The sequence below is a fragment of the Bacillota bacterium genome, from assembly GCA_036504675.1.
Taxonomy (GTDB): Bacteria; Bacillota; Sulfobacillia; order JAJYWN01; family JAJZPE01; genus DASXUT01.
This window is the reverse complement of record DASXUT010000138.1, coordinates 1-11,543: the sequence shown is the minus strand read 5'-3', so window position 1 is coordinate 11,543 and position 11,543 is coordinate 1. Positions and strand designations below refer to the sequence as shown.

The window sequence follows — 11,543 nt, the reverse complement described above, 5'->3', positions numbered from 1 at the left end:
CGTCCATCGTCGCCATCTCTCAGTCCTCGAGTCAGTCCGGGCACATGATGACCATCTGGTACTACCCGTCTGGGCGCCGTCCGGCCAACTGAGTCCGGTCACCCCGGGTCAAAGCTCATAAGGAGGTCTGCAAGACCATGGCAAGCAGGAATCCGCGCCTCCGTATCAACCGCCGCCCCCTGAACACCGTAGCCCTCACCATCCTGGTGGTTTTCCTGGTCGCGGCCGGAGCCGTCGTTTGGACCACGCTCAACTGGGTCTGGCCGACGGTGATCGTCCTCGTCGGCCTCCTGATCAACTCGGCCGTGAAAGTCGCCAGACAGTGGGAGAAGGCCGTCGTCCTGCGGCTCGGCCGCTTCCAGCGACTGGCCGGACCGGGCCTCTTCCTGGTCATCCCGATCATCGATTCGGTGACCGTCTGGATCGATCAGCGGATCGTGGCCACGGACTTCAACGCCGAGCAGACGCTGACGAAGGACACCGTGCCGGTGGACGTCGACGCGGTCATGTTCTGGGTCGTCTGGGACGCCAAGAAGGCGGCCCTCGAGGTCCAGGATTACCGGGCGGCCGTCGAGTGGGCCGCGCAGACGGCCCTCCGCGATGTCATCGGCAAGACCCATCTCTCCGAGATGCTGGCCGGCCGGGAGAATATCGACGCCGAGCTGCGCCGGATCATCGACGAGCGGACGGAGCCGTGGGGCATCGCCGTCCAATCGGTGGAGATCCGCGATGTCATCATCCCCACTAACCTGCAGGACGCCATGTCCCGCGAGGCCCAGGCCGAGCGGGAGCGCCGGGCCCGAATCATCCTCGGCACGGCCGAGAGCGAGATCGCCAGCAAGTTCGTCGAAGCCGGCCGGGTCTACGAGGGCCACGAAATCGCCCTCCACCTGCGGGCGATGAACATCCTCTACGAGGGCCTCAAAGAAAAGGGAGCCCTGGTGGTGGTCCCGTCGTCGGCCGTCGAGACGATGGGCCTCGGTGGCATCAGCGGCCTGTCGTCGCTGGCCGGCACGCCGGTGGCGGGGACGGCCAAGGGCAGCGGCCAGTGAGGGCTGGGTCCAGCCCAGCCCCGATGGCGACCGTACCCACTCAAATAGGGCTTCTGACGGCCGGGGATACTGCCCTTCAGGGCGCCCCGGCCCATTTCTTTGGAAAAGGAATTGAAATCACCGCGGCGAAGAGATAGCCACCGACGGGGGGTTCGGCCATGCTGTTCGGGGTCGGTGTGGACATCGTTGAGGTGGACCGGGTGAGGGGGGCCGTCGCCAGAAGGGGTGACCGGCTCTTACGTCGTCTTTACACCCAGGCCGAGCTTGACTACTGCCTGGCCGCCCGCGAGCCGGAACGGGCCCGCCGTCTGGCCGCCAGGTTCGCCGCCAAGGAAGCCGTCAGAAAGGCCATCGGGGCCGGCCGGCTGCAGGCCGGCTGGGACGACGCGGAAATCGTCCGGAACGAGGACGGGTGTCCGGGGGTCAGGCTCCGGGGGAGGCTGGCCGCCCTGGCGGGGACCAAAGGCATTGGGACGGTCCTGGTCAGCCTGAGCCATGCCGGCGATTACGCGATGGCCGAGGCCCTGGCTCTGACCCTGACCGATGAGACGGGGGTGGACCACCCTTGAAGCTGGCCACCGCGGAGGAGATGCGAGAACTCGACCGGCTGGCCCGGGACCGCTACGGCATCCCGGGTCTCCTACTGATGGAAAACGCCGGGCGGGCCGTGGCCGCCGAGGTCATGGCCCTGCTCCTGGATAAGGGGGCCGCGTCCGTCGGCCGACCACTGGTCTCCGTCTGGTGCGGCAAGGGAAACAACGGCGGGGACGGTTTCTGCGCTGCCCGCCACCTGCTGGAGCTGGGGGCCGAAGTCCGGGTGGTCCTCTTCGCCACCGCCACCGCCGTGACCGGAGAAGCCGAGGTCAACCTGGAGATCATCCGACGCCTAGGGGTCGAGGTCGCCGAGCGGCCGGACGGGCCCACCGCCGATGACCGGCTCTGGTTGGCCCGCTCCGACGTGGTCGTCGACGCTCTCCTCGGCACGGGGTTCTCCGGGACCGTCCGCGGGCCCCTGGCCGAGGCCGTACAGGCCATCAACGAGGGCCGCCGGCCGGTGGTCGCGGTGGATGTTCCGTCAGGGCTCGACGCCGACGGCGCCTCCGGCTCGGAAGACCCTCTCTGCGTCCGGGCCACCGTCACGGTCACCCTCGGCCTACCCAAGCGTGGCCTGGTCGTCGAGCCAGGGGCGAGTCTGGCCGGAGAACTCGTGGTCGCCCCCATCTCGATGCCCCGTCCCCTCCTTGAAGGCAACGCCGTCAGCGGCACCCTGGTCGAGGCGGCAGAGGCCGCCGCGGCTTTCCCCGAGCGACCGCGGGCCGCCCACAAGGGCGACTTCGGACATCTCCTCATTGTCGCCGGAGCCGGGGGTTACACCGGAGCACCCGTCCTGGCCTCCCTGGGTGCCCTGCGGACCGGCGCCGGACTGATCACCCTGGCCGTCCCTCAGGCCCTCTGGCCGGTGGTCGGACGCCGGCTGCGCGAAGTGATGGTCCAGCCCGTGGCCGCCGCCGGCCGGGGCGACCGCTTCGGCCCGGAGTCCCTGCCAGAGGTCCTGGCCTTCGCCGAGAAGGCCTCGGCCGTCGCTCTCGGCCCCGGCGTCGGCCGAGACCCGGCCACCGTCCAGTTCGTCCGGGCGCTGCTCAGCCGCCTCGCCCCGGATAAGCCCGCGGTCGTCGACGCCGACGGGCTCAACGCTCTGGTTGAGGCCCCGGCCGAGGTCCTCTCGGCCCTGGCGGCTCGCGGACGGAGGACGGTCCTCACCCCTCACCCAGGAGAGATGGCCCGCCTGATGGGCCTCGACAACGAGGCGGTCCAGCGCGACCGCTTCGGAACCGCGGCCGCGGCGGCCGGCCGCTTTGGAGCGGTCATCCTGCTGAAGGGGGCGGGGACGGTCATCGCTGAGGCCGATCGCTACTACGTCAACTCCACCGGCAACCCCGGCCTGGCCTCGGGCGGAACGGGCGACGTCCTAACCGGGGTCATCGGGGCTCTCCTGGCCCAGGGGCGCGGACCGGCCCTGGGCGCCGCCGCCGGGGCCTACGTGCACGGGCGGGCCGCCGATCGCCTGGCCGCCAGGCGCGGCCAGGCCGGGCTGGCCGCGGGCGACCTGCCCGCCGAGATTCCCGCCGTGATCAAGGAGCTCCAAGGGTAACCGGCGAAAGGGGATGGGCCCGATGGTCCTCGGACGTCTCGCGGTCGCCGCCGTCGCGGCGCTCGTGGTTTTCGCGGCGGCCGGATGCGGCACTCCTCCGACGGCCGACCTCATCCGTCAGATGACTGCCGGCTTCGAGAAACTCCAGGACTACCAGGGAGTCCTGGAAGTGCAGTACAGCCTGGCCGGGGCCGGCCAGACCGTCCAGATCAGGCAGTCCTTCAAGAAACCGGCCCGGTACCGCCTGGAGTTCCTGGCCCCGGAGGAGATCAAGGGCCAGCTTACCGTGTTCGACGGGCAGACGATGTGGTTCTACAACCCTCAGGACAACGAGGTCACCGTTTTCGAGCAGGCCGGTGAGGATGTCACCGGCCAGGACCAGAAGGCCCTCTTGAGCGGGGTCGTCGGGGAGGTGAGCCGGGCGACCGCGGTCAAAGTGGCCGGTCGGGCCAGGGTCGTGGGACGCCCCGCCTATCTGGTCGAACTGACCCCGCCGGGGCCCAAGGGCGAGGACGTGGTCCAGAGGGAACGGGTCTGGGTCGACCGCCAGACCTGGCTGCCCCTCAAGGTCGAGGCCTACAACGCCGGCGGGGCGGTCATCTCGGCGGCCACCTACACGCAGGTCAAGGTGGACGCCGGGCTTCCGGATGAACTGTTCAGGTTCAGCCCTCCCCAGGGGGCCGAGGTCATCCAGGGCGGGGCGATGCCCGAGGCCATCACCCTGGAGCGGGCCAGGCAACTCGCCGGCTTCAAGCTCCTTCTCCCGGCCTACACGCCGGCCGGTTTCAGCCTGGTCCAGGTCAGCCGGGTCGGCTCGGGTCAGGACCTGAGCATCCTCCTCGATTACAGCCAGGAGAAGGCGAGCCTGTCGATCACCGAGAACAAGGCCATCCCCGGGGCCGTGGCCCTGCCGGGCATGAGACCCATGGACCTCGGTGGGCTGCCCGTCGAGGTGATCCAGAGTGAGGAGTTCAGCATCATCCACTGGATTGTCGGGGATGTCGAGCTCGCCATTACCTCGGACCTCAGCCTCGAGGAAATCGGCCGGATTGCCCGGTCGCTCCACTAGGGACCGGGGGACGATAGGCGGGGGTGCGATTCGTGAGGGCAGGCAAGGAGATCAATCAGGTGATGGGGGTGCGGGATTCGGGCGGTCCGCCGGACGCGGGTTCGACGGCCGTCAGTCGGCCGGTCTGGGCTGAGGTCGACCTCGGGGCGATCGACCACAACCTCCGTCAGGTCGCCCGGCGCAAGAGCCCGCAGGCCGGGCTGATGGCCGTGGTCAAGGCCAACGCCTACGGTCATGGAGCCGTCCCGGTGGCCGAGACGGCTCTGGCCGCCGGCGCCAACTGGTTGGGCGTGGCCATCCTCGGCGAGGCTATCGAGCTTCGGCGAGCCGGCGTCGCCGCGCCCATCCTGATCCTCGGCTACACCCCGCCGGACGAGGTCGGGTCCGTCCTGGCCAACGACGTCAGTCAGGCCGTCTTCTCGATGGAGACGGCCCGGGCCCTCTCGCGAGAGGCCGCCCGCCTCGGCCGCCGGGCCCGCGTCCACCTCAAGGTGGACACCGGCATGAGCCGCCTCGGGGTGGCCCCCGGCCAGGATGGACTGGCCTTCGCCAAGGACCTTGCCGGATTGCCCGGGCTCGACCTGGAGGGCATCTTCACCCACTTCGCCGCGGCCGACGACCCGGACCAGGGCTATACTCGGTGGCAGCTGGAGCGGTTCACGGCCTTCATCGAGGACCTCAGGGCCCTCGGAATCGAGTTTCGGATCCGTCACGCGGCCAACAGCGCGGCCATCATTAACCTCCCCGAGGCCCATCTGGACCTGGTTCGGCTGGGCATCTCGTTGTACGGCTACCACCCGTCGCCCGGCGGGGAGGGCGGGGTCGCCCTGCGGCCGGCGATGACCGTCAAGGCCCGCATCGGCTACCTGAAGGAAGTCCCGGCCGGGACGTGCGTCAGCTATGGTCGCACCTTCGTCACCGGCCGGCCGACGGTCCTCGCCACCCTCCCCTTAGGCTACGCCGACGGCTACCCGCGGCTGCTCTCGTCACGCGGGGCCGTCATCATCCACGGGCGGATGGCCCCGGTCGTCGGCCGCGTCTGCATGGATCAGATCATGGTCGACGTGACTGACATCCCCCGGGTCGCCCTGGGCGACGAGGTCATCGTCCTGGGCCGCCAGGGCGAGGTCGGGATGACCGCGGATGATCTGGCCGCCCTGACCGGGACGATCAGCTACGAAATCCTCTGCGGAGTCTCCCCGCGGGTGCCGCGAGTCTACCTTCCGGCCTAGAATGAAATGGCGGGGGCCCCCCGACCGGGTTTTGCCCGACCGGGCCCCGGCCCGCCGCTCAAGGAGGAATCGCCGGTGACCGACCTGACCATCCTGAACGGTCTCCCGAGGGTCAAGGGGGCCTCGCTGCCGACCCCCTTCGAGGAAGCGCCGCGGTTGTCCCGGGCCGTCGGAGGGACTCAGCCGCCGCGCCTGTTCATCAAGCGCGACGACCTGACCGGCCTGGCCACCGGCGGGAACAAGGTCCGAAAGCTCGAGTACCTCGTCGCCGACGCGCTCGCCAAGGGTTGCGACACGCTCATCACCACCGGCGCCGTGCAGTCCAATCATGCCCGGCAGACGGCGGCCTTCGGGGCCCGCTACGGCCTGGACGTCATCCTGATGCTGTCCGGGAAGGACCCCGGGCAGGCGGCCGGCAACCACCTGCTCGACCTAATCCTGGGCGCCGACGTCCGTTTCGCCGGCGTCGACGACGAGGACGAGGTCTGGCGGAAGATGCAGGTGCTGGGGGAGGAACTCGGGCGGCAGGGGCGGAAGGCCTATCTGATCCCGGTCGGTGGCTCGGTGCCCCTGGGGGCGATGGGCTACGTGGCGGCGACCCTCGAGTTGGCCGACCAGGCCATCGCCGCCGGGGTCAGAATGGCCGACCTCTATGTGGCCAGCAGCTCGGCCGGTACCCAGGGGGGCATCGAACTCGGCCTGTGCCTGGCCAGGGAACGCGGGTTCGAGGGGCATTGCATCGGCATCAGCGTCGCCCGCCCGTCCCGGGAGGTCGCCGAGAAGGTGGCCGAACTGGCCAACCTGGCGGCCGGGATGATCGGGGCCGACTACCACTTCGTTCCCGAGCACATCGAGGTCCTCGACCAATACATCGGCCCGGGCTACGCCATCCCGACGCCGGAAGGGACCGCCGCCATCAAGACCCTGGCCAGGACGGAAGGGATCATCACCGACCCGGTTTATTCGGGCAAAGCCTTGTCCGGCCTCATCGGCCAGGTCGGGGGCGGGCGGTACTTCCCTGGCCAGCCGGTCATCTTCTGGCACACCGGGGGTATCCCGGCCCTCTTCGTCCTGTCCGGGGAGTTCACGGGGAAGCGCTGAAACCTGCTGAGACTTGGCTCGGGAGGGATGCCCGCCGGATGCGCCCGATCATTGGTCTCACCAGCCAGCTGATCTTCAGGGAGGTCGACTGCAACAGCCTTTCGACCGAGTACACCGGGGCGGTCGAAGCGGCCGGCGGCGTCCCACTGATCCTCCCCGCTCTCGATTCCCCAGACCTGGTCGAAACGATAATCGAGGCGGTCGACGGACTGCTCCTGACCGGCGGCCCCGACATCGACCCGGCCCACTGGGGCGCCGAGCCTCATCCGAAGCTTGGCCCAGTCTCTCCGAACCGGGACGTCACCGATCTGACCGCCTACCGGGCGGCCCGGCGCAAGGGCCTGCCGGTTTTCGGCATTTGCCGAGGGATCCAGACCATCAACGTGGCCGCCGGGGGTACCCTCGTCCAGGACATCCCCTCCGAGGTGGCCACGACGATCAACCACAACGCCACTGACGGACCCCGCTGGGCGGCGGCGCACCGGGTCCGAGTCGAGGCCCAAAGCCGTCTGGCGGTCATCCTCGGGTCGACCGACCTCGGGGTCAACAGCTTTCACCACCAGGCCATCATGGCTACTGCGCCGGGCTTCCGGGTCACGGCCAGGGCCGAGGACGGGGTGATCGAGGGGATCGAGGCGACCGACGGGGACTTCGTCGTCGCCGTCCAATGGCACCCGGAGCGGATGTGGTTCAAAGACCCGATTTCCCTGAGACTGTTCCGGGCCCTGGTCGAAGCGGCCGGTGGCGGCGGAGCGAGGTGAGGTCCAGGCCGTGCGCAAACGAGCCCGCGAGCTTGGAGTGACCATTGGCCGGCTCCGCCGCCTACCTGGCCTCTCACTGGTCCCGCCTGTGCCGGTCGAATCGATCCTAGGGAGGCAGGCCATTCTTTGTCAACCGTGATCGCCCACGTGACCCGGGGGTCCCTGGTCGAGTGCCTTCACCGCGGGGACATCGCCGTCTGCGACCCTGATGGCCGGCTAATCGCCCATGCCGGCGACCCCGATAAGGTGACCTACATGCGCTCCTCGGCCAAGCCGATCCAGGCCCTGTCGGTGGTCCTCAGCGGGGCCGCCGACCGCTTCGGCCTCGACCAAAGGGAGCTGGCCATCACCTGCGCTTCCCATGAGGCCGAGGACTTCCACGTGGCCACCGTCCGTTCGATCCTAGCCAAGCTCGGCCTGAACGAGGACGCCCTGCAGTGCGGGATCCACCCGCCGATCAACCGGCAGGTCGGCCGGGACCTCATCGGCGCCGGCCGGAAGCCGACCCAGGTCCACAACAACTGTTCCGGCAAGCACTCCGGGATGCTCGCCGTGGCCCTGGCCATGGGCGCACCCATCGAGGGCTACCTCCACCCCGACCACCCGGTGCAGCGGATGAATCGGGCGCTGGTGGCCGAGTTCGCCGGGATGGTCCCGGACCGGCTGATCGTCGGGGTCGATGGTTGTGGCGTGCCCGTCTTCGGTCTGCCCATCCGGGGCATGGCCCGGGCCTTCGCCCGTCTTTCTTCCCCCGATTCCCTGCCGACCGACCTGGCCGCGGCGGCCAGCCGAGTGGTGGCGGCGATACAGGCCAACCCGACCATCATCCAGGGCACCGGCCGCTTTACCTCCCGCCTGATCGAGGTCGGGGCCGGACGGCTGGTGGCCAAGGACGGGGCCGAGGGCGTCTTCTGCGTCGGTTCCCGGCCGCGCCGGCTCGGCCTGGCGGCTAAGTGCGAGGACGGGAGCACGCGCCCCCTGCCTCCGACCGTCCTCCGGGCCCTGGCCGAGATGGGCGCGATCAACCAGGCCGACCTGGCCGAACTGGCCCAGTTCGGACGCCCGCCGGTGAAGAACAACCGCGGCGAGGCCGTCGGCGAGGTCGTCGCCGTGGCCGATCTGACGCGGGACTAAGGAGGAGCCGCACCATGCGCGTCTTCATCTCGGCCGACATCGAAGGGGTGAGCGGGGTCGTCGACGCCGTCCAGACCACCGACGGCGGGCCCGACTACGGGCGGGCGCGGGCCCTGATGACGGCCGAGGTCAACGCGGCCATCGAAGGGGCTCTGGCCGCCGGAGCCACCGAGGTCGTGGTCAACGATTCTCACGGTTCGATGCGGAACATCCTCATCGAGGAACTGAGCCCGGAGGCCAAGCTGATCACCGGGGCGCCCAAGCCCCTGTCGATGATGGAGGGCATCGAGCCCGACTTCGGGGCGGCCTTCTTCACCGGCTATCACGCGCGGGTCGGCACCCGCGGGGTCCAGAGCCACACCTACTCCGGCAAGACCGTGGCCGGCCTGACCCTGAACGGCCAGGTATACGGGGAGTGCGGGCTCAACGCCGCCGTGGCCGGCTACTTCGGGGTCCCGGTGGCCCTGGTCACCGGGGACTCGACGGTGACCGCGGAAGCCCAGGCCATCCTGCCTGGGGTCAGGACGGTGGCCGTCAAAGAACACCGCGGCAGAGTGGCGGCCCGGTGCCTCCAGCCGGACAAGGCCCGCCGGCTGATCAGGGAAGGGGCGGAAGAGGCCGTCCACCTAGCGGCGCGGGGCGCCGTCCGGTCCCTGGCGGTCGAGCCGCCGGCCGTCCTGGAAGTCCGCTTCTTCAACACCGGCATGGCCGACATGGCCGAGCTGATCCCGGGGGTCAGGCGGCTGGACGAGACCCGGGTCTCCTTCACCGACGATGATTTGCTCACGGCCTTCAAGGCCTTCCGGGCGATGATCTACCTTGCTGGAGCGATGTAACCGAGGGGGCGAGACGATGATCAGGACGAACAAAGACCGGCTGGTGATGATTTCGGTGATGGGGGGGGTGTCTGCGCCGAGCTTCCGACACCCGTACTCTGTCGGGCACGACGGGGTCGGCCGGGTCCTCCCCGGGGTCGGGGGCGTTACCTACAACGTCCGGGTCGGCGACCCGGCCTTCGGCTGGGCGGCCGACCATGTCGAGCCGGGGGTCAGTTCGAAGGACAAGGACGAGGCCGTCAACGGCGGGTACAACACCCTGTCCTGCGTCGGGAACAAGGCCACGGTCGTCACCGGCGAGGCCAAGGGAGCCATCGGGACGGTCACCGGCAAACACGGCGGGATTGAACACGTGATCATCGACTTCCCCCAGGAGGCCCTGGAGAAGCTGGCCGTCGGGGACAGGATCCAAGTCCGCGGCTATGGTCAGGGGCTGGAGCTGCCGGACTTCCCCCGGATCAAGCTGTTGAACCTCGACCCCGGTCTCTTCGAGACCATGGGGGCCGAGGCCGTCGCCGGAAAGCTCCGGCTGCCGGTGGTCGGGATCGTCCCACCCGAATTGATGGGCTCGGGGATCGGCTCGACCCCCACCGAACGCGGCGACTACGACATCACCGCCCACGACCACGCGGCCCTGGTCGAAGCAGGCCTCGACCAGCTCCGGCTGGGGGACATCGTCGCCATCCGCGACCATTCGACCGCCTATGGCCGCGATTACCAACGGGGAGCGATGAGCGTCGGGGTGGTCATCCATACCGATTCCTTCGTCTCAGGGCACGGCCCGGGGGTGACCGCCCTGATGACCTCGACCGAGGGATCGCTCGAGCCGGTCGTCGCCTCGCGGGCGAACATCGCCGACTACCTTGACCTGCGGCGGCAGGAGGCGAGGCCATGACCCCCGAGAATGCTAGATTGATCTCGGTCCGCGAGATCATCGAGGCCGTCCATAACCTGAAGTCAACCACCATCGCCTGGCGCCGCGACATCCACGAGCACCCCGAACTCGGGCTCGAGGAACAGCGGACGTCGGCCCTCGTGGCCGAGCACCTTCATCGTCTGGGCCTCGAGGTGCGGCCAGGTTTCGCCGCCAGGACGGCGGTGATGGGCCTGCTCAGGGGGGCCCAACCGGGGCCGACCATCGCTCTCCGGTCGGACATGGACGCCCTTACCATCCAAGAGCAGAACCAGGTGCCATATTCCTCCAAGACCGCCGGCCAGATGCACGCCTGCGGGCATGACTCCCACGTGGCCATGCTCCTCACCGCGGCGACGGTCCTCAGCGGCTTCAGGGATCGCCTGGCCGGAAACGTCAAGTTCTTCTTCCAGCCGGCCGAGGAAGGCCCCGGGGGGGCCCTCCCGATGATCGAGGCCGGGGCGATGGGCGATCCGAAGGTGGACGCCGTAATCGGGCTGCACGTCGCCAGCGAACTCGAGACCGGGCAAATCGGGGTCGTCCCCGGTGGGGACTCGGCCAGCACGGACAGCGTGGCCATCAGGGTCGTCGGCCGGGGCGGGCACGCCGCCCATCCCAACGAGGGGGTCGACGCCATTGCCGTGGCCGCCGAGATCGTCACCGCCCTCCAGACGATCGTTTCGCGCGAGGTCGCCCCGCTCCGACCGGCCGTCGTCACCATCGGCACGATCCACGGCGGGACGCGGTCCAACATCCTGGCCGGCGAAGTCGACCTGACCGGGACCTTCCGGACCCTCGACGAGGCCACCAGGGACCAGGTTCAAGCCGCCATCAAACGGGTGGTGACCGAGGTCGCCGGGGCCATGCGGGCCACCGTGGAAATCGAGTTCGACCGGGGTTACCCGGCCTTCTCCAGCGACCCCGGCATGTATCACCTGGTGAAGCAGGCGGCGGCCGACATCGTCGGGCCGGAGCGGGTCCACGATCTGGAACCGACGATGGGCGGTGAGGACTTCGCCTACTTCTGCCAGCGGGCCCCGGGAACGATGTTCCGGGTGGGCAGCCGTAACGAGGCCAAAGGGTTCACCAATCCGCTGCACCATCCGAGGTTCGACCTGGATGAGGACGCCCTGCCGGTCGGGGTGGCCGTCCTGGTCCGGAGCGCCGCCGCCTTCCTGAACGGAGGAACAAGCTGAAGGAGACACCCAGGATGCCAACCTCACCGTCCCCATGTGAACCGCGGCCGGCGCGCCCCTGCCATCCCCCCGGGGACAGGGGCGCTTTCCTGCCCGT

General features: G+C 69.4%; 11 protein-coding genes. All 11 read left to right on the top strand.

Annotated features, from left to right (window positions below):
• Positions 1-137: 137 nt before the first annotated feature.
• The 11 genes from VGL40_09475 to VGL40_09425 all read left to right on the top strand — a co-directional run bounded on the left by VGL40_09475 (position 138) and on the right by VGL40_09425 (position 11,446).
• Positions 138-1,052, top strand: coding sequence for a slipin family protein (locus VGL40_09475; protein HEY3315486.1), 915 nt, complete (start codon positions 138-140; stop codon positions 1,050-1,052).
• Between the two features lie 158 nt (positions 1,053-1,210).
• A complete protein-coding gene (gene acpS / locus VGL40_09470) occupies positions 1,211-1,621 on the top strand; it encodes a holo-ACP synthase (protein ID HEY3315485.1) in 411 nt (136 codons plus the stop codon).
• Positions 1,618-3,204 carry an NAD(P)H-hydrate dehydratase gene (locus VGL40_09465; GenBank protein ID HEY3315484.1) on the top strand — a complete coding sequence of 529 codons (1,587 nt, stop codon included), beginning with the start codon at positions 1,618-1,620 and terminating at the stop codon, positions 3,202-3,204. Before acpS ends, VGL40_09465 begins: the two co-directional genes overlap by 4 nt.
• Before the next feature lie 22 nt (positions 3,205-3,226).
• A complete protein-coding gene (locus tag VGL40_09460; GenBank protein ID HEY3315483.1) occupies positions 3,227-4,273 on the top strand; it encodes an outer membrane lipoprotein carrier protein LolA in 1,047 nt (348 codons plus the stop codon).
• A gap of 32 nt (positions 4,274-4,305) precedes the next feature.
• The gene (gene alr / locus VGL40_09455) at positions 4,306-5,505 is read left to right on the top strand and encodes an alanine racemase (protein ID HEY3315482.1); all 1,200 of its coding nucleotides are present in this window, start codon (positions 4,306-4,308) and stop codon (positions 5,503-5,505) included.
• A 75-nt stretch (positions 5,506-5,580) separates the two neighbouring features.
• A complete protein-coding gene (locus tag VGL40_09450; GenBank protein ID HEY3315481.1) occupies positions 5,581-6,606 on the top strand; it encodes a D-cysteine desulfhydrase family protein in 1,026 nt (341 codons plus the stop codon).
• 38 nt (positions 6,607-6,644) lie between these two features.
• A complete protein-coding gene (locus VGL40_09445) occupies positions 6,645-7,367 on the top strand; it encodes a gamma-glutamyl-gamma-aminobutyrate hydrolase family protein (protein HEY3315480.1) in 723 nt (240 codons plus the stop codon).
• A 135-nt stretch (positions 7,368-7,502) separates the two neighbouring features.
• Positions 7,503-8,501 (top strand): asparaginase, encoded by a 999-nt coding sequence (locus tag VGL40_09440; GenBank protein ID HEY3315479.1) that lies wholly within the window; start codon positions 7,503-7,505, stop codon positions 8,499-8,501.
• Between the two features lie 14 nt (positions 8,502-8,515).
• On the top strand, positions 8,516-9,337 hold the full coding sequence (locus VGL40_09435; protein ID HEY3315478.1) for a M55 family metallopeptidase: 822 nt from the start codon (positions 8,516-8,518) through the stop codon (positions 9,335-9,337).
• A gap of 16 nt (positions 9,338-9,353) precedes the next feature.
• Positions 9,354-10,232, top strand: coding sequence for a DUF4438 domain-containing protein (locus VGL40_09430; protein ID HEY3315477.1), 879 nt, complete (start codon positions 9,354-9,356; stop codon positions 10,230-10,232).
• Positions 10,229-11,446: an amidohydrolase gene (locus VGL40_09425; protein ID HEY3315476.1), complete on the top strand. Its 1,218-nt coding sequence runs from the start codon at positions 10,229-10,231 to the stop codon at positions 11,444-11,446. The genes VGL40_09430 and VGL40_09425 overlap by 4 nt, the downstream gene beginning before the upstream one ends.
• Positions 11,447-11,543: the final 97 nt, after the last annotated feature.